This window comes from Streptomyces sp. BoleA5 (assembly GCF_000373665.1).
In the GTDB taxonomy this organism is placed as follows: domain Bacteria; phylum Actinomycetota; class Actinomycetes; order Streptomycetales; family Streptomycetaceae; genus Actinacidiphila.
On the sequence record NZ_KB892102.1, the window covers coordinates 373,240 to 389,604 of the forward strand.

General features: G+C 71.6%; 19 protein-coding genes and 1 riboswitch. Of the genes, 9 read left to right on the forward strand and 10 right to left on the reverse strand.

Annotated features, from left to right (window positions below):
- The first annotated feature begins 10 nt into the window (after window positions 1-10).
- Together B085_RS0118340 and B085_RS0118345 are read left to right on the forward strand one after the other, a co-directional pair.
- Window positions 11-229: a type II toxin-antitoxin system VapB family antitoxin gene (locus B085_RS0118340; protein WP_018560031.1), complete on the forward strand. Its 219-nt coding sequence runs from the start codon at window positions 11-13 to the stop codon at window positions 227-229.
- Entirely contained in the window at window positions 226-639 is a 414-nt protein-coding gene (locus B085_RS0118345; RefSeq protein WP_324603868.1) for a PIN domain nuclease, read from the forward strand. Before B085_RS0118340 ends, B085_RS0118345 begins: the two co-directional genes overlap by 4 nt.
- A 54-nt stretch (window positions 640-693) precedes the next feature.
- On the opposite strand, the gene murQ is transcribed toward B085_RS0118345, so the two are convergent.
- Complete coding sequence (gene murQ / locus B085_RS0118350; protein WP_018560033.1) at window positions 694-1,629, reverse strand: N-acetylmuramic acid 6-phosphate etherase; 936 nt, start codon at window positions 1,627-1,629, stop codon at window positions 694-696.
- A complete protein-coding gene (locus B085_RS0118355) occupies window positions 1,626-2,522 on the reverse strand; it encodes a MurR/RpiR family transcriptional regulator (protein ID WP_026251173.1) in 897 nt (298 codons plus the stop codon). The genes murQ and B085_RS0118355 overlap by 4 nt, the downstream gene beginning before the upstream one ends.
- Window positions 2,523-2,606: 84 nt before the next feature.
- Here B085_RS0118355 and B085_RS0118360 point away from each other — a divergent pair, with 84 nt between their 5' ends.
- From B085_RS0118360 to B085_RS0118370, 3 genes are all read left to right on the forward strand, one after another.
- Window positions 2,607-2,993: a hypothetical protein gene (locus B085_RS0118360; RefSeq protein ID WP_026251174.1), complete on the forward strand. Its 387-nt coding sequence runs from the start codon at window positions 2,607-2,609 to the stop codon at window positions 2,991-2,993.
- 1 nt (window position 2,994) lies between these two features.
- A complete protein-coding gene (locus tag B085_RS0118365) occupies window positions 2,995-3,267 on the forward strand; it encodes a DUF4031 domain-containing protein (protein WP_018560036.1) in 273 nt (90 codons plus the stop codon).
- A 79-nt stretch (window positions 3,268-3,346) separates the two neighbouring features.
- Window positions 3,347-3,760 (forward strand): VOC family protein, encoded by a 414-nt coding sequence (locus tag B085_RS0118370; protein WP_026251175.1) that lies wholly within the window; start codon window positions 3,347-3,349, stop codon window positions 3,758-3,760.
- Window positions 3,761-3,794: 34 nt separating this feature from the next.
- On the opposite strand, the gene B085_RS0118375 is transcribed toward B085_RS0118370, so the two are convergent.
- Complete coding sequence (locus B085_RS0118375; RefSeq protein ID WP_018560038.1) at window positions 3,795-4,406, reverse strand: maleylpyruvate isomerase family mycothiol-dependent enzyme; 612 nt, start codon at window positions 4,404-4,406, stop codon at window positions 3,795-3,797.
- A gap of 73 nt (window positions 4,407-4,479) precedes the next feature.
- Complete coding sequence (locus B085_RS0118380) at window positions 4,480-5,178, reverse strand: hypothetical protein (RefSeq protein ID WP_018560039.1); 699 nt, start codon at window positions 5,176-5,178, stop codon at window positions 4,480-4,482.
- A gap of 52 nt (window positions 5,179-5,230) precedes the next feature.
- Here B085_RS0118380 and B085_RS0118385 point away from each other — a divergent pair, with 52 nt between their 5' ends.
- The gene (locus B085_RS0118385) at window positions 5,231-5,932 is read left to right on the forward strand and encodes a copper homeostasis protein CutC (protein ID WP_026251176.1); all 702 of its coding nucleotides are present in this window, start codon (window positions 5,231-5,233) and stop codon (window positions 5,930-5,932) included.
- Window positions 5,933-6,025: 93 nt separating this feature from the next.
- Here B085_RS0118385 and groL read toward each other — a convergent pair whose 3' ends face one another.
- The 4 genes from groL to thrC all read right to left on the reverse strand — a co-directional run bounded on the left by groL (window position 6,026) and on the right by thrC (window position 10,251).
- The gene (gene groL / locus B085_RS0118390) at window positions 6,026-7,648 is read right to left on the reverse strand and encodes a chaperonin GroEL (RefSeq protein ID WP_018560041.1); all 1,623 of its coding nucleotides are present in this window, start codon (window positions 7,646-7,648) and stop codon (window positions 6,026-6,028) included.
- 360 nt (window positions 7,649-8,008) lie between these two features.
- Window positions 8,009-8,215, reverse strand: coding sequence for a cold-shock protein (locus tag B085_RS0118395; RefSeq protein WP_005486335.1), 207 nt, complete (start codon window positions 8,213-8,215; stop codon window positions 8,009-8,011).
- A gap of 426 nt (window positions 8,216-8,641) precedes the next feature.
- Window positions 8,642-8,920 carry a ubiquitin-like small modifier protein 1 gene (locus B085_RS0118400; RefSeq protein WP_018560042.1) on the reverse strand — a complete coding sequence of 93 codons (279 nt, stop codon included), beginning with the start codon at window positions 8,918-8,920 and terminating at the stop codon, window positions 8,642-8,644.
- A 44-nt stretch (window positions 8,921-8,964) separates the two neighbouring features.
- Window positions 8,965-10,251, reverse strand: a complete 1,287-nt coding sequence (gene thrC / locus B085_RS0118405; protein WP_018560043.1) for a threonine synthase — start codon at window positions 10,249-10,251, stop codon at window positions 8,965-8,967.
- 18 nt (window positions 10,252-10,269) lie between these two features.
- Window positions 10,270-10,397, reverse strand: a riboswitch (SAM riboswitch).
- Window positions 10,398-10,554: 157 nt separating this feature from the next.
- Between thrC and B085_RS0118410 the strand changes: the two genes are divergently transcribed.
- Window positions 10,555-11,526 carry a glucosyl-3-phosphoglycerate synthase gene (locus B085_RS0118410; RefSeq protein WP_018560044.1) on the forward strand — a complete coding sequence of 324 codons (972 nt, stop codon included), beginning with the start codon at window positions 10,555-10,557 and terminating at the stop codon, window positions 11,524-11,526.
- Window positions 11,527-11,632: 106 nt separating this feature from the next.
- On the forward strand, window positions 11,633-13,093 hold the full coding sequence (locus tag B085_RS0118415; RefSeq protein ID WP_018560045.1) for an alpha,alpha-trehalose-phosphate synthase (UDP-forming): 1,461 nt from the start codon (window positions 11,633-11,635) through the stop codon (window positions 13,091-13,093).
- 23 nt (window positions 13,094-13,116) lie between these two features.
- On the opposite strand, the gene B085_RS42865 is transcribed toward B085_RS0118415, so the two are convergent.
- On the reverse strand, window positions 13,117-13,980 hold the full coding sequence (locus B085_RS42865; RefSeq protein WP_018560046.1) for an alpha/beta fold hydrolase: 864 nt from the start codon (window positions 13,978-13,980) through the stop codon (window positions 13,117-13,119).
- A 100-nt stretch (window positions 13,981-14,080) separates the two neighbouring features.
- Window positions 14,081-14,584: a cupin domain-containing protein gene (locus B085_RS0118425; protein WP_018560047.1), complete on the reverse strand. Its 504-nt coding sequence runs from the start codon at window positions 14,582-14,584 to the stop codon at window positions 14,081-14,083.
- Window positions 14,585-14,876: 292 nt separating this feature from the next.
- On the opposite strand from B085_RS0118425, the gene B085_RS0118430 reads away from it, so the two are divergent.
- Window positions 14,877-16,322 (forward strand): aldehyde dehydrogenase family protein, encoded by a 1,446-nt coding sequence (locus B085_RS0118430; RefSeq protein WP_018560048.1) that lies wholly within the window; start codon window positions 14,877-14,879, stop codon window positions 16,320-16,322.
- The last annotated feature ends 43 nt before the right edge of the window (window positions 16,323-16,365 follow it).

Consider the following 16,365-nt stretch of genomic DNA (forward strand, 5'->3'; position numbering starts at 1 on the left):
GAATGCGGCCATGGAGGTGGCGAACATGCGCACAGTGATCGACGTGGATGACGCACTGCTCCAAGAGGCTGCGGAGATACTGGGCACCACGACGAAACGGGCGACGGTCAACGGAGCGCTGGCGGAATTCGTGGCCGCCGCCAAACGGCGGCGGTTCATCGAGATGCTCGACGAGGGTGCCTTCGACGATCTCACGGACGCCGAAGTGACGGCAGACGCGTGGCGGTGACCCGGTATCTGGTCGACAAGAGCGCCTGGGCGCGCGCGAAGCAACCAGTGGTGAGAACGGCTCTGCTGCCCCTGCTCGAGCGCGGCCTGATCAGCACGTGCGCCGTGGTCGACCTGGAGATCCTCTACAGCACGCGCAACGCGACCGATCATGCCCGCGCCCGTTCCGCCCGCAGCGGTTTCGAATGGCTGCCGCTGACCGACGAGATCGGCGCCCGCGCCATCGAGGTCCAGGCACTGCTGGCCGAGAAAGGGCATCACCGCGCCGCTTCGATCGCGGATCTGCTGATCGCCGCCACCGCCGAGCGGTACCGGGTCACCGTCCTGCACTACGACGCGGATTTCGACACCATCGCGGCCGTGACGAACCAGGCGGTCCAATGGGTCGTGCCGCCCGGCTCGGCCGGCTGACCGACGGAGCGGGAGATCACGTGGGGCACCCGGGCACCTGGACAGCCCCCGCCCTCACCCGCGGCCGTCGGCGACGGCCGCGAGCAGTGCCGCGCGCAGATGGCCGTCCGCCTCCGCCAGGAGCCGGGCGGCCGACGGGGCGTCCACGCCGCCCAGGATGACGAGGACCGCGTTCTTGACCTCGCCGCCGGCGGCGGTGAGCGCCGCCTCGATCTCGTCCTCGGGCGCTCCGGTGGCCAGGGCCACGATCCGGCGGGACCGGGCGCGCAGCTTTTCGTTGGAGGCGCGGACGTCGACCATCAGGTTCCCGTAGGTCTTGCCCAGCCTGATCATCGTGATCGTCGACAGCATGTTGAGGACGAGCTTCTGGGCCGTACCCGCCTTCAGCCGGGTGGAGCCGGTCAGGAACTCCGGGCCGGTGACGACCTCGATGCCGTGGTCGGCCGCGGCGGCCAGCGCGGAGCCCGGGTTGCAGGACAGCCCGACGGTCAGCGCGCCCAGGGCGCGGGCGTGCTCCACCGCGCCGACGGCGTACGGGGTGCGACCGGAGGCGGAGACGCCGACCACGGTGTCGTCCGGGCCGATCCCGAGCGCGTCGAGGTCGGCGGCGGCCAGTTCCCGGCTGTCCTCGGCGCCCTCGACGGCGTCCACGATCGCGGTGGGCCCGCCCGCGATGAGCCCGCGGACCTTGCCCGGCGCGGTGTTGAAGGTGGGCGGGCACTCGCTGGCGTCGAGCACGCCGAGCCGTCCGGCGGTGCCCGCGCCCGCGTAGACCAGGCGGCCGCCGCGTGCCATGCGCGCGGCGATGCCGTCGACGGCGGCGGCGATGGCGGGCAGTTGCTCCGCGACGGCGGCCGGGACGGTGGTGTCCTCCGCGTTCATCAGCCGGGCGATGTCGAGCGTCGGGAGCCGGTCGACCTCGGCGAGCTCGGCCCGGAAGGCCTCGGTGGCGAGGTGGTCCAGCTCGCGGCGGAGCTCGGTGTGCGTCATTGCGGGTGGTTCCTTCGCGGGCTGTGGCGGTGGGCGAGGGCTTCGTACGAGGCGGACAGGGCCGGGGCGGCGGTCTCGTACGTGCGCTGGGCGACCCCGACGAACAGGCAGTCCACCACCAGCAGCTGGCTGGTGCGGCTGGCCATGGCGGCCGGGCGCAGTTCGCTCTCCCGGCCGCTGGAGGTGAGCAGCACGTGGTCGGCGTAGTGGGTGACGGTGCCGTCCGGCCGGCCGGTCACGGCGATCGTGGTGGCGCCCCGCTCGAAGGCGGCCCGCAGCGGTTCGACCACGTCGTGGGTGTGGCCGGAGTGCGTGATCGCCACGGCGACGTCGCCCTGCCGCAACTGGACCGCGTTGGTGAGGGTGAGGTGCGGGTCGCCCAGGGCGTGTGCGACCCGGCCGATCCGCAGCAGCTTCTGCACCAGGTCCTGGGCGACCAGGCTGGACGCCCCTATCCCGTAGACGTCGATGCGGCGGGCGGCGGCCAGCGCGCCCACCGCCGCCTCCAGCTGGACCACGTCCAGCTGCGCGGCGGTGTCGGCCAGGCACCGCTGCTCGTCCAGTGCGAGCTTGGCGACCACGTCGGCCAGCGGGTCGCCGACCGCGATGTCCGGGGTGACGGCGGGCGGGGCCCCCGCCTCCTCGCGAGCCGCCAGCGCGGCCAGCGCGAGCCGCAGATCCCGGTAGCCGGGGTAGCCCAGCAGCCGTGCGGTGCGCACCACGGTGGCCTCGCTCGTGCCCGTACGGGCCGCGAGCGCCGTCACGGTCAGCCGGGAGCAGCCCGCCGGGTCCGCGGCAACGGCCTCCGCGACGCGCTGCATCGACCGGGTCATGGACGGGGCCATGGTCCTGACCTTGGCGGCCAGACCCCCGGCATTGAAGGTTTCCTTCATCTTCTCGGCCACGGACGAAAGCTATTTTCAGCTCCGGACGGCGTCAAGAACGCCTGCGGCGGCGGTTGGTCCACAATGGGGGCCATGGATCCTGACGCACCCGGCTCCTCCGCCGGCCTGGAGGCGGCCCTGCACGGTGCCCGCGCGCTCGTCCTCGCCGACCTGACCGCGACCGGCGTCGCCGACGCGGAGGTCGTCTCGCTCGTCGAGGAGGCCGTCACCCAGCGCCGCTGGTGGGTGGAGCAGTGGCCCGACGGCGCGGGGTTCGTCGCGGGGCTGGTCGCCCAGGACGTCAAGGACGCCCTGCTGGAACGGATGGGCCGCTGGCCGCTCTGCCCGCGCTGCGCGGACCCCCACGCCCTCGACGTGGAACCCGAACTCGGCCCCGATCCGCACTGGGTGTGCGAGTCGCTCGGCGAGGCCGTCGCCCCCGTCGGCGGCCTGTCCTCCGCTCTGGGCGGGCCGCGCTGACGTGACCGTCTACATCGACCCGCCGACCTGGCCGGGCCACGGCCGCATGTGGTCGCACATGGTGAGCGACACCTCGTACGAGGAGCTCCACACCTTCGCCGACGTCATCGGCGCTCCCCGCCGCGCCTTCGACGGCGACCACTACGACGTCCCCAGCGAGCGCTACGCCTCCGCCGTCGCGGCGGGCGCCGTCGAGGTCGGCAGCAAGGAACTGCTGCGCCACCTCACCGAGGCGGGCCTGCGCCGCCGCAAACGCAGGCCTTCCGGGGCCTGACCAGCCAGGTCGTGTCGGCCCAGGGCGTGGGTGGGGCCGTTCCGGAGTCCGGCTCATGATCTTGTGACAGGATCGCCGGATGCTACGACTAACCGACTTCATCATCGATTGCCCGGACACGATGAAGCTGGCGGCCTTCTACTCCGGCGTGACGGGCCTCCCGGTCAAGGAGGGCAGTGACCAGGACTGGGCCGGTATCCGGTTCGGCGAGATCGAACTGGCCTTCATCCGGGTGGAGGACTACCGCGCCCCGCAGTGGCCCGACAGCGAGCACCCCAAGCAGTTCCACCTCGACTTCGAAGTCGACGACATCGAGGCCGAACAGCGCCGCGTCCTGGCCCTCGGCGCGACCCTGCAGCGGGACTGCACCGGCCCCGACGGCTACGGCTTCCGCGTCTACACCGACCCCATCGGCCACCCCTTCTGCCTCTGCCGCAACAAGGGTGTCGTGTGGACCGAGCAGGGCATCGTCTGGCCCGGGCACGACCAGTAGGACGCTCCGAGCCCGGCCGCACCGGCGCCCGCGCTCAGAGCGGTTCGCCCTCCAGCCGCCCGGCGGGGAGCCGGCGACCGCACATCGCCAGGGCCAGGTCCTCGCCGCTGCCCCGCAGTTCGGGGCCGGAACCGTACGACCAGTCCAGATCGGTGGCCCGCAGCTGCCGGCCCTCGACGGCGACGCCGAAGTGCGCGTGCCCGCCGCCCGCGGTGAGGTCGTCGAGGAGGATGCCGAGGGTCTCCCCCGGCACGCGGCGCCGCGTGCCGAGCGGCACGGTGACGTCCAGCCCGTGGATCACCACGTGGTTGAGCGCGCCGTGGGCGCCGCCGCCGGGGGGCTGCCACCGCCCCATCGCCTCGGAGCGCAGACAGCCGACCAGCTCCCCGGTGGGCAGTGCGCCGTCCCGCCCGGCGACGGCGTCGGACAGTCGGGTGAAGTCGAAGCCGTGCCCGGCGAGGAGCGCCATGAAGTCCTCCTGCGAGTAGCGCGCCGCCATCGTCATGTGCGCCACGACCTCGCGCACCCGCCAGCCGTCGCAGAGCGAGGGGGTGTCCCACCACGCGGCGGGGGCCCCGTCGAGCAGGTCGGCCAGGGCCCGGAACTCGGCCGCGACGGCGGCCTGCACCTGCGTGTCGTCGGTCATCGCTGCCGTACCCCTTCGTCCGGTTCCGCGGGCGGCCGCCCGCACCGGGAAAGACCGCCCGCACGCGCCGAAGTCATCGGTGGCCACCGTCCGCGGTCCCGTCCACGTCGCCGGGGGCGAGCAGTTCCAGCTCGGTGGTGAGGTTGCGGCGGGCGGTGGCCTCCCAGCGCTCGTACCCCTGCGGGGTGCGGAACAGCCGGGGCAGCCGCAGGAGCTGCCGCAGGACGTCGGCGCGGCCGGCGCGGAAGGCGTCGTCGGGGACGAAGCCGTACTCCTCGCGGACGGCCGCCGCGTACTCGGCGTAGCCGGTGGGGTCGCCGGCGAGGACGGCCAGGTCGGCGTCGCAGAGGACCTCGCCGTCGCGGTCGCCGTCGGCGGGGTGGTGGGTGACGGTGAGCCGGACGAGGCGGGCGACCTCGGCGGTGATCGTGTCGGGAACCCCGGCCTCGGGCAGCGCGCGCTCGGCGAGCCGGGCGCTGCGCTCCTCGTTCTCCGAGCGGTCGGGCCGGTAGACGGCGTCGTGGAACCAGGCGGCGAGCAGCACGGCGTCCGGGTCCTCCGCGTGCCCGGCGAGGACCTCGACCTGGTCGAGGACCGCGGTCAGGTGGGTGACGGTGTGGTAGCGGCGGTGCGGCTCGGCCCAGCGGGCGATCAGGTCCTTGCCGTAGGGCACCGGGTCCACGGACTCCGTCTGGCAGCGGCGCAGCAGGTCGCACCAGCGGGCGAGGAGGGCGGAGCCGGTTTCGGGTGCGGTGTCAGCCATGAAGGTCATTGTGGGGTACGGGGGGTCGCGGGTACGCGTGCGCATGTGACACCCTGGAGATATGTCTAGACCAATTTTCGAAGTGATCGCGCTCGACGCCCACGACGCCCTCGCGGCCCGCGCGGGTGGCGCGGACCGCCTCGAACTGGTCACCGACATGGCGGCGGACGGCCTGACGCCGTCCCGGGAGACCTTCGCCGCCGTCCGGGCCGCGGTGGACATCCCGGTCCGGGTGATGCTGCGGGCCCGCGCCGACTTCGCCGTGGGCGGCGCCCGTGAGGCGGACGCGCTCTGCGCGGCCGTGGCGGCGCTGCGCGGCGAGGGCGCCGACGAGTTCGTGCTGGGTTTCCTCGACGGCTCGGGCGCGCCGGACCTGGTGGCCGTGCGGCGGCTCGTCGACGCGATCGGTCCCGGTGCCCGCTGGACCTTCCACCGCGCCCTCGACCACTCCGCCGACCGGGAGGCCGTGCGCTCCGCGGTACGCGGGCTGCCCGGACTGGACACCTTCCTCACCGCGGGCTCCGCACACGGCGTGGACGACGGCCTCGGCCGGCTGCTGGCGGAGGCGGGGCGTCCCGGCGAGCCGCAGCTCATGGTGGGCGGCGGGCTCCGCGCGGAGCACCTGCCGCGGCTCCTCGCCGCCGGCATCGACGCCTTCCACGTCGGGGGCGCGGTCCGCCCCGGCGGCTGGGCCGGGGCGGTCGACGCGCGGGCCGTGCGCACCTGGCGCGAACTGCTGGACGCGCCGGTCGCCGTCCCCTGACCGGACGGCACCCGCGAACGCCCGAGGGCGGTACCCCCTGCGGGGTACCGCCCTCGGTCTTCTGCCGTGGTGCGGAGTCCTGGTCCCGGAGGATCAGAAGTCCATGTCACCGCCGGGCATGCCGCCGCCGGCCGGGGCAGCGGCCTTCTCCGGCTTGTCCGCGATGACGGCCTCGGTGGTGAGGAAGAGCGCGGCGATGGAGGCCGCGTTCTGCAGCGCGGAGCGCGTGACCTTGGCCGGGTCGATGATGCCCTCACCGATCAGGTCGACGTACTCGCCCGTGGCGGCGTTGAGGCCGTGGCCCGGGGTCAGGTTGCGCACCTTCTCCACCACGACACCGCCCTCGAGGCCGGCGTTGACGGCGATCTGCTTCAGCGGGGCCTCGAGGGCCAGCTTCACGATCGACGCGCCGGTGGCCTCGTCACCGTCGAGCTCGAGCTTCTCGAACACGTTGGACGCCTGGAGCAGGGCCACGCCACCACCGGCGACGATGCCCTCCTCGACGGCGGCCTTGGCGTTGCGCACCGCGTCCTCGATGCGGTGCTTGCGCTCCTTGAGCTCGACCTCGGTGGCGGCACCGGCCTTGATGACGGCCACGCCGCCGGCCAGCTTCGCCAGACGCTCCTGGAGCTTCTCGCGGTCGTAGTCCGAGTCGCTGTTCTCGATCTCGGCGCGGATCTGGTTGACGCGGCCCTGGATCTGGTCCTGGTCGCCGGCGCCGTCCACGATCGTGGTCTCGTCCTTGGTGACGACGACCTTGCGGGCGCGGCCGAGCAGGTCGACGCCGGCGTTCTCCAGCTTGAGGCCGACCTCCTCGGAGACGACGGTGCCACCGGTGAGGATGGCGATGTCACCGAGCATGGCCTTGCGGCGGTCGCCGAAGCCCGGGGCCTTGACCGCGACGGACTTGAAGGTGCCGCGGATCTTGTTGACGACCAGGGTCGACAGGGCCTCGCCGTCGACGTCCTCGGCGATGATCAGCAGCGGCTTGCCGGACTGCATGACCTTCTCCAGCAGCGGGAGCAGGTCCTTGACCGCGGAGATCTTGGAGTTGACGATCAGGATGTACGGGTCGTCGAACGACGTCTCCATACGCTCCAGGTCGGTGGCGAAGTACGCCGAGATGTAGCCCTTGTCGAAGCGCATACCCTCGGTGAGCTCCAGCTCCAGACCGAAGGTCTGGGACTCCTCGACGGTGATGACGCCTTCCTTGCCGACCTTGTCCATCGCCTCGGCGATGAGCTCGCCGATCTGCGGGTCGGCGGCGGAGATGGAGGCGGTGGAGGCGATCTGCTCCTTGGTCTCCACGTCCTTCGCCTGCTCGAGCAGGGCGGCGGAGACGGCCTCGACGGCCTTCTCGATGCCACGCTTCAGCGCCATCGGGTTGGCGCCGGCGGCGACGTTGCGCAGGCCCTCGCGGACCAGCGCCTGGGCGAGGACGGTCGCGGTCGTCGTGCCGTCACCGGCGACGTCGTCCGTCTTCTTCGCGACCTCCTTGACCAGCTCCGCGCCGATCTTCTCGTACGGGTCCTCGAGCTCGATCTCCTTGGCGATGGACACACCATCGTTGGTGATCGTGGGGGCGCCCCACTTCTTCTCGAGGACGACGTTGCGGCCCTTGGGGCCGAGGGTGACCTTGACGGCGTCGGCGAGCTGGTTCATCCCGCGCTCGAGACCGCGCCGTGCCTCCTCGTCGAACGCGATGATCTTGGCCATGTGAAGTGGTCCTCCCGGACTTGGGGTCCCCCCGCGGCACACGGCTGCGGGGAAGGATTACTCCAGGACCGTGCTGGCGCCCGCGACGGACGGCCTGCCCTCCCGCCGGTTCCTTTCCGGCGGTCGAGCGGGCCTCACCCACTCGGTCCTTTGTCACTCTCAACGTCAGAGTGCTAACGCCAATGATTAGCACTCGCCCTAGGAGAGTGCAAGCCGCTTGGCCGGTGCCGTGGACAACCCGCAGGTCCCGGTCGGCGGGCCGCCGGACAGCACGAAGGCCCGCCCCTGTGCGGGGCGGGCCTCGACGCGTACGTTTGAGCGGCCGTACGCGAAAGTGCTCCGTGGCCGATGCGCGGCGCGTCAGCCGGCTGCGAGACGGACCATGTCCGCCTGCGGCCCCTTCTGGCCCTGCGAGATCTCGAACTCGACCCGCTGACCTTCCTCGAGGGTGCGGTAGCCGTCCATCTGGATCGCGCTGTAGTGCACGAAGACGTCCGCACCACCGTCGACCGCGATGAAGCCGTAGCCCTTCTCCGCGTTGAACCACTTGACGGTGCCCTGAGCCATTCCTAACTCCCCTATTGCTGGCCCTTCGCAGACCCGCACCTCGCGGACCCGGGTCAGACCTCACCCCCTACAGCCAAGGGGGCGTGCGCCGGAACGCGTCGACCGCGGCTGAATGTATCTGCCCGGACGCTGTCTGCAACAGGTCAATCGGACGAGAATTCCGGGCACGAAGAATCGGAAGAAGAGCCTGATCGGCGAATAATCCGGGGCAACTCGGACCGGACATAAGCGGCCAACAAGACAATCGCTGCGGGAATTTGGCGATAAATCGCTGACAAGGCCGCCCCGGGGAAGGGGGGTCGCGCAGAGCGTTGCAGGGGGTTGCGAGCCGTTCAGGGCAACTGTACAGGCCTTCAACTACCCCTCGAACACACAGGGGTGCCGGGAAGTCCCCGGCACCCCTGTCGCCTCCGCGGGCCGCGCGGCTCAGCAGCCGCCGGCCACCGCCGGGATGATCGAGACGGACGCGCCCTCGCCCACCGTGGTCTGCAGGCCCTGGGAGAAGCGGACGTCGTCGTCGTTCACGTAGACGTTCACGAAACGGCGCAGCTTGCCCGTGTCGTCCAGGACCCGCGCGGAGATGCCCGGGTGGTTCTGCTCCAGCGAGTCGATGACGTCGGCCAGGGTGCCGCCCTCGGCGGGGACCTCGGCCCGGCCGCCGGTGTAGGTGCGGAGGATGGTCGGGATGCGGACGGTAGCGCTCATGATGCGGGGTTCACCTTCAGTCTGGGTCAGCCGGTGCGATGGGATCAGCCGGCCAGGCCGGCGGCGCGGAACGCGTCGAGGCTCGGGCGGATGGTGGCCGTGGGGCGGGAGGTCGGGGCGACGGCGTCCAGCGTCTTGAGCCCGTCGCCGGTGTTGAGGACCACGGTCTCGCCGGCCGGGTCGAGCTGCCCGGTCTCGATGAGCTTGCGCAGCACGCCGACGGTCACACCGCCGGCCGTCTCGGCGAAGATGCCCTCGGTCCGGGCGAGCAGCTTGATCGCGTCCACCACCTGCTCGTCGGTGACGTCCTCGACGGCGCCGCCCGTGCGCCGGGCGATGTCCAGCACGTACGGGCCGTCGGCCGGGTTGCCGATGGCGAGCGACTTGGCGATCGTGTTCGGCTTCTGCGGGCGCACCACGTCGTGGCCGGCCTTGAAGGCGGTCGAGACCGGGGAGCAGCCCTCGGCCTGGGCGCCGTAGACGCGGTAGGGCTTCTCCTCCACCAGGCCGAGCTCGGTCAGCTCCCGCAGGCCCTTGTCGATCTTCGTCAGCTGCGAGCCCGAGGCGATCGGGATGACGATGTTGTCCGGCAGGCGCCAGCCCAGCTGCTCGCAGATCTCGTACGCGAGCGTCTTGGAGCCCTCGCCGTAGTAGGGGCGCAGGTTGACGTTGACGAAGCCCCAGCCCTCGCCGATCGGGTCGCCGATCAGCTCGCTGCAGAAGCGGTTGACGTCGTCGTAGGTGCCCTCGATGCCGACCAGCTCGCCGCCGTAGACCGCGGCCATGACGACCTTGCCCTCCTCCAGGTCGTGCGGGATGAACACGCAGGAGCGGAAGCCGGCCCGGGCGGCCGCGGCGCCCACGGCGCCGGCCAGGTTGCCGGTGGAGGAGCAGGACAGCGTGGTGAGGCCGAAGGTGCGGGCGGCCTCCAGGGCGATGGCGACGACCCGGTCCTTGAAGGAGTGGGTCGGGTTGCCGGAGTCGTCCTTGATGTGCAGGCCGCCGGTGACGCCCAGTTCGCGGGCGAGGTTGTCGGCCTTGACCAGCTTGGTGAAGCCCGGGTTGAGGTTGGGCTTGGAGGCCACGTCCGCGGGGACGGGCAGCAGCGGCGCGTAGCGCCAGATGTTGTTCGGCCCGGACTCGATCCGCTTGCGGAGGGTCTCGGGGTCGCCGCTCGGAAGGTCGTACGCCACTTCGAGCGGGCCGAAACAGGCCTCGCAGGCGAAGAGGGGCTCCAGCGGGAAGCGCTCGCCGCACTCGCGGCAGGAGAGCGCGGACGCGGGGCCGAAGGCGGAATCGGTGGACGCGGATGCAACGGTCTGCGCAGCCATGTCAGGCGAGGCCCTTTCTCCTCATCTTCCTCACGACGCATCTCGCCGTGAGACGGAATTGGCACCTTCCCCACCTGGACCTCGCGGTCGGCGGGAGGGTTGCCGGGGCTTCAACGGGCCGTTCCCTCTGCCCCTCTGGATGAGCGGTATGGCGCCGGGCGTACTGCCCGGGCATTTGTCGGACGGGGCGCGATCACCGTGGACATACGATGGTCGTGCCTCGTGTTCACGACTGTAACCGACGACCTCGAACCTGGTCATGGGCCGTCCGTCCTGCGAGACGGGCAGAAACGGAGCAACCCGGTGCTCGACGAGGTGGCCGGCTGGCTGCAACGACGGTCCTGGACCGCCGACCACAGGCCGCTGCCGCAACTGCTCGCCGCCAAGCGCGCCGCGGGCGCGCGCGGCACGGTCAGCGTCGTGCTGCCCGCCCTCGACGAGGAGGCCACGGTCGGGGAGATCGTCGGGACGATCCGCCGCGAGCTGATGAGCGAGGCGGTGCCGCTGGTCGACGAACTCGTCGTGCTGGACTCCGGGTCGACCGACCGGACCGCCGAGGTCGCGGCGGCCGCGGGCGCGGTCGTCGTGCACCGGGACGAGGTGCTCCCGCGGCTGCCCGCGCTGCCCGGCAAGGGCGAGGTGCTGTGGCGCTCGCTGCTCGTGACGCACGGGGAGATCGTCTGCTTCGTCGACTCCGACCTGCGGGAGTTCGACGCGCGGTTCGTGTCGGGGATCGTCGGGCCGCTGCTCACGGACCCGGATCTGCGGCTCGTCAAGGCGATGTACGACCGGCCCCTGGAGACCGGCGGGACGGTCGTCCCGGCCGGCGGCGGACGGGTGACGGAGCTGGTCGCGCGACCGCTGCTCAACCTGCACTGGCCGCAGCTGGCGGGGTTCGTCCAGCCTCTCGGCGGGGAGTACGCGGCGCGGCGCTCGCTGCTGGAGGGGCTGCCGTTCCCCGTGGGGTACGGGGTGGAGCTCGGGCTGCTGGTGGACGCGCTGGGCACGGTCGGGCTCGACGCCCTGGCGCAGGTCGACGTCGGCGTCCGGCACCACCGGCACCAGGACGGCCAGGCCCTGGGCCGCATGGCGGCGGCGATCTACCGGACGGCGCAGATCCGCCTGGCACGCGGCCATCTCGTGCGGCCCTTCCTCACGCAGTTCGACCGCGCACCGGGCGGCGGTTTCGAGCCGCACGTCCACGAGGTCGCGACGGAGGAGCGCCCCCCGATGCGCACGATCCCCGAGTACGCCCAGCGCCGCGCGGTGGCCTGATCCCAGGCGGTACCCGCGACGGAGCCGCGACGGGACGCGGCCGGAAAACCCCCGGCTGGGCTAGCTCGTACGTTTGCGGTCCGGGATGCGTGGCTAGGCTGGCCGCATGGTCGCATCGCATGCCGCGCGCGTTCTGGTCGCGTCCAACCGCGGCCCCGTGTCGTACAGCCTCCGCGAGGACGGCACGCTCACCGCCCGCCGCGGCGGGGGCGGACTCGTGTCGGGCCTGAGCGCCATCGGGCCGGACGCGGACGCCGTCTGGGTCTGCGCGGCCCTGGGCGACGGGGACCGGGCCGCCGTACTGCGCGGCGCCGGGGGCACGGGCCGGCTGCCCATCGCCGACACCGGCGGGCAGCACGTACGGATGCTGGACATCCCGGCGGACACCTTCGCGTCGGCCTACAACGGCATCGCCAACTCGGTCCTGTGGTTCGTCCACCACATGCTGTTCCAGACCCCGCTGGAGCCCGTCTTCGACGAGGACTTCCGGGACCAGTGGGCGGCGTACGTGGCGTACAACGCCGCCTTCGCCGACGCGCTCGCCGAGGAGGCCGGCCAGGGCGCGGCCGTGCTGGTGCAGGACTACCACCTGGCGCTGGTGCCGCAGCTGCTCCGCTCGCGCCGCCCCGACCTGCGCATCGGCCACTTCTCGCACACCCCGTGGGCCCCGCCGGACTACTTCCGCCTGCTGCCGGACGACGTCGCCGCGGAGGTGCTGAGCGGCATCCTCGGCGCCGACCGGGCCTGTTTCCTGACCCACCGCTGGGCGGACGCCTTCGCCGCGTGCTGCGCGGACGTGCTGGGCGCCTCCGTCATCCGCGACGCGGGCAGCCTGACGATCACCCACGGGGGCCGCACCACGCGCATCGGCGTGCACGGCCTCGGCGCGGACGCCGACTTCCTGCGGGAGCGGGCGCACCGACCGGACGTGGACGAGCGCCTGGCGGTGCTGCAGGAGGCGGTGGGCGGCCCGGACCGCAAGGTCGTCGTGCGCGTGGACCGCACCGAGCTGTCGAAGAACATCGTGCGCGGCCTGCTCGCGTACGCGCAGTTGCTGCGCGACCACCCCGAATGGCAGGGGCGCGTGGTGCACATCGCCTTCGCCTACCCCTCCCGCCACGACCTGGCCGTCTACCGGGAGTACACGGACGAGGTCTCCGACCTGGCCGAGGAGATCAACGAGGAGTTCGCGACGCCGGGCTGGCAGCCGGTGGTCCTGCACGTCAAGGACGACTTCGCGCGCTCCCTGGCCGCCTACCGCCTGGCGGACGTCGCGCTGGTCAACCCGATCCGCGACGGAATGAACCTGGTGGCCAAGGAGATCCCGGTCGTCTCCGACGACGGCGTGGCGCTGGTGCTCTCCCGCGAGGCGGGGGCGTACGAGGAGCTGGGCGACGACGCGTTCGTGGTCAACCCCTACGACATCCGGGCCACGGCCGACGCCCTCCACCAGGCGCTGTCCGTGTCGCACGGGGAGCGCGCCGAGGCCACCAAACGACTCGTGGCGGCCTCGACGGCGCTCCCCCCGCAGCAGTGGTTCCTGGACCAGCTGCGGGCACTGGGTTAGCCAGGACGGCCCCCCGGGTGGTCTCAGGCGCCGAAGACCTTCAGGATCTCGGCCACGAACTGCTCGGGGCGCTCCTCGGCGAGGAAGTGCCCGGCCCCCGGGAACTCGACGTAGGTGACGTCGTCCACCATGAGGTCCACCATGGCCGCGGAGACCGGCATCAGCTTGCCGCTGAAGTACACCAGCGGCATGGAGAGCTTCGGGTAGCCGTTGTAGTCGATGATGTCCTGGTAGAGGGTCTCGAACCACCGGTTGGTGGCCTCGATCGACTCGGGCGTGTCGTAGCCGGCGGCCGCGGCGGACCGGACGTCCTCGGTGAAGACCTCGGGGCTGTCGCCGCCGATCTTCGCGATGTTCCAGTCGATGATCTCGCGGCCCTTGCCGGCGTACAGCTTGGCGGGAAGCTCGGGGATCTGGCCCATGACCCACCAGAACGGGAAGAGCATCTCCCGGGCCTCGGGCGGCTGGACCATCGAGAACTTGTACATGCCGTCGTTGGGGTGGACACCGTCGGCGACGATCAGCTTCTTGACCACCTCGGGGTGGTTGACGGCCAGGCTCCAGGCGACCATGCCGCCGATGTCCTCGCCCTCGATGTAGGCCTGCTCGTAGCCGAGGGAGCGGATCAGCTCGTAGACGTCCTGGGCCATGTTCTTCTTGTCGTACCCGGACTCGGGCTTGCCCGAGTCGCCCATGCCGCGGATCTCGACCACGTGGACGCGGAAGTGCTCGGCGAGCTTGGGCATCACCCGGTGGTAGTAGTACCAGGTGCGCGGGTAGCCGGTCATGAGGAAGAGCGGCTCCCCCTCCCCGCCGACGACGTAGTGCAGCTTCGTGCCGTTGACGTCGGCGTAGGCGTGCTCGTAACCCTCGGGCGTGTTGGACATGGTGAGGTTCTTCTCCTTCAGGGGTGCTGTGATGATCGGGCGCAGCCTCTTCGGGCTGCGCGCATGGCGGCCGCGGCCGCGGGGCCCAGGCCCTGCCGGCTTAGCCCTCCTCGGGCGCCAGCACGTTGCCGAGCTCCTCGACGAACGCCAGCATTTCCGGGGTGTAGCGCTCGATCGGCCACAGTTCCGGGCCGTGGCCGGGCAGCGGTTCGTCGCCGTACCGGAGGAAGAACTCCTCCTGGCCGCCGGGGGTGAACAGGAAGAGCATCCGCGCGTCGCGCGTGCCCTTGTTCGTGAAACGGTGCCGCGTACCGCGCGGCACGAAGACGAAGTCACCGGTCCTGATGTCGAAGACCTCTTCGCCGTTCAGGAACTCCAGTTCGCCGTCCAGGATGTAGAACGTCTCGTCACCGGTGGTGTGGATGTGGGCGATCGGGCCGCCGCCGGGGGGAACGGTGGCGAGGACGAAGCCGAGCGTTCCGTTCGACTGCGCACCGGAGATCTTGATCGTGTACTCGTCCCCGGCGACCCACTTGACGGGCCCCTCCCCGTCGGGGACGTAGATCGCGGTGCTCTCGTACTTCTTGGGGCCTGCTTCTGACAAGGGAATCGTTCCTTTCCCTGGCGATGGAGCACCGGCGGCCATGCGCGCGGAATCAGCGGTGCAGTCCGTGCCATCGCAGCGTCCGACCAACCGAGATGCTTGACTCGTCAAGTAGATGCAGCCGACCTCCGACCTGTCAAGTCGCCCTCGACCCACCTCGAAGTGGCCCGAGTCACCCCAGATCTACTTGACGTGTCAAGTAGATAGGTAGGTTAATTGCTTGACGAATCAAATAGATCGGGTTGCGGCCGCCACTGACGGCCATCCGCCCTCCAGCAGGAAAGGTCTCCTCATGTCCCCTGCGACATCCACCGGCACCCCGGCACATCTCCCCATCCTGGCCCACTGGATCGACGGGCAGGCGGTTCCCGCGAAGGGGCCCGGCCTCGACGTGGTCAACCCCGCCACCGGCACGGTCATCGCCTCCGCACCCCAGGGCACGGCCGAGGACGTCGACCGCGCGGTGGGCGCGGCGGCGGCCGCCTTCCCCGCGTGGTCGGCCACCGACCTCGCCCAGCGGGTCGCGGCGATGCGCCGGATCGCGGACGGTCTGGAGCAGCGCACGGAGGAACTGGCGGCGGTCATCACCGCCGAGATGGGCTCTCCGATCTCCTTCTCCCGGCAGGCGCAGGCCGGCTTCCCGGCCCACGCCATCGCCGCCGCCATCACCGTGGCGGAGGAGTTCACCTGGTCGGAGCAGATCGGCAACTCCATGATCGTGCGGGAGCCGATCGGGGTCGTCGGAGCCATCACCCCGTGGAACTTCCCCCTGCAGCAGATCGTGACCAAGGTCGTCCCCGCGCTGCTGGCGGGCAACACCGTGGTCCTGAAGCCGTCCGAGGTGACACCCCACACGGCGCAGATCTTCGCCGAGGTGACCGCCGAAGCCGGCCTCCCGGCCGGAGTCTTCAACCTCGTCCACGGCACGGGACCCGTCGTGGGCGAGGCCATCACCCGGCACAGCGGCGTCGGCATGGTGTCGTTCACCGGCTCGACCGCCGCGGGCAAGCGCGTCGCCGAGGCCGCCTCCGCCACCGTCAAGCGCGTGTCCACGGAACTCGGCGGCAAGGCCGCCTACATCGTCCTCCCCGAGGCCGACCTGGACGAGGCCGTCAACCAGGGCCTCGCCATGGCCTGGGTCAACGCGGGTCAGGCGTGCGGCGCCTGGACGCGCATGCTGGTTCCGGCCGCCGCCCACGACTCGATGGTGGAGAAGCTGCGCGAGGCCGCCACCGGTTACACGACGGGCGACCCCACCGACGAGGCCACCACCATCGGCCCGCTGGCCTCCGAGGCCCAGCGGGAGCGCGTGAACGCGTTCATCGAGAAGGGCATCGCGGACGGCGCCACCCTCGTGGCCGGCGGCCCCGACCGCCCCGAGGGCCTGGAGACCGGCGCCTACGTCCGGCCCACCATCTTCGCCGACGTCGACCCGGACTCCGTCATCGCCCGTGAGGAGATCTTCGGGCCGGTCCTGACGGTGATCCCGTACAGCGACGACGACGAGGCCGTCGCCATAGCCAACGACACCGTCTACGGGCTCAGCGCCGCGGTCGCCGGCGACAGGGACCACGCGCTGGCCCTCGCCCGCCGGATCCAGGTCGGGCAGGTCACCGTCAACGGCGGCGACTACAACTTCATGGCTCCCTGGGGCGGCTACAAGCAGTCCGGGAACGGCCGGGAGCTCGGCCGCGCCGGTTTCGAGGAGTTCCTCGAGACCAAGGCCATCAACATCTGACGTCCCGTCCCGGCCTCCTGCCCCGCGCCGCCCGTTCGGCCGG

Coding starts and splice junctions, on each gene's coding strand:
- B085_RS0118360 (WP_026251174.1), top strand. CDS start 2,607: ATGGATCCTGACGCACCCGGCTCCTCCGCCGGCCTGGAGGCGGCCCTG.
- B085_RS0118370 (WP_026251175.1), top strand. CDS start 3,347: ATGCTACGACTAACCGACTTCATCATCGATTGCCCGGACACGATGAAG.
- B085_RS0118400 (WP_018560042.1), bottom strand. CDS start 8,920: ATGAGCGCTACCGTCCGCATCCCGACCATCCTCCGCACCTACACCGGC.
- B085_RS0118380 (WP_018560039.1), bottom strand. CDS start 5,178: ATGACCTTCATGGCTGACACCGCACCCGAAACCGGCTCCGCCCTCCTC.
- B085_RS0118395 (WP_005486335.1), bottom strand. CDS start 8,215: ATGGCTCAGGGCACCGTCAAGTGGTTCAACGCGGAGAAGGGCTACGGC.
- thrC (WP_018560043.1), bottom strand. CDS start 10,251: ATGGCTGCGCAGACCGTTGCATCCGCGTCCACCGATTCCGCCTTCGGC.
- B085_RS0118430 (WP_018560048.1), top strand. CDS start 14,877: ATGTCCCCTGCGACATCCACCGGCACCCCGGCACATCTCCCCATCCTG.
- B085_RS0118415 (WP_018560045.1), top strand. CDS start 11,633: ATGGTCGCATCGCATGCCGCGCGCGTTCTGGTCGCGTCCAACCGCGGC.
- B085_RS0118375 (WP_018560038.1), bottom strand. CDS start 4,406: ATGACCGACGACACGCAGGTGCAGGCCGCCGTCGCGGCCGAGTTCCGG.
- murQ (WP_018560033.1), bottom strand. CDS start 1,629: ATGACGCACACCGAGCTCCGCCGCGAGCTGGACCACCTCGCCACCGAG.
- B085_RS0118340 (WP_018560031.1), top strand. CDS start 11: ATGGAGGTGGCGAACATGCGCACAGTGATCGACGTGGATGACGCACTG.
- B085_RS0118385 (WP_026251176.1), top strand. CDS start 5,231: ATGTCTAGACCAATTTTCGAAGTGATCGCGCTCGACGCCCACGACGCC.
- B085_RS42865 (WP_018560046.1), bottom strand. CDS start 13,980: ATGTCCAACACGCCCGAGGGTTACGAGCACGCCTACGCCGACGTCAAC.
- groL (WP_018560041.1), bottom strand. CDS start 7,648: ATGGCCAAGATCATCGCGTTCGACGAGGAGGCACGGCGCGGTCTCGAG.
- B085_RS0118355 (WP_026251173.1), bottom strand. CDS start 2,522: ATGAAGGAAACCTTCAATGCCGGGGGTCTGGCCGCCAAGGTCAGGACC.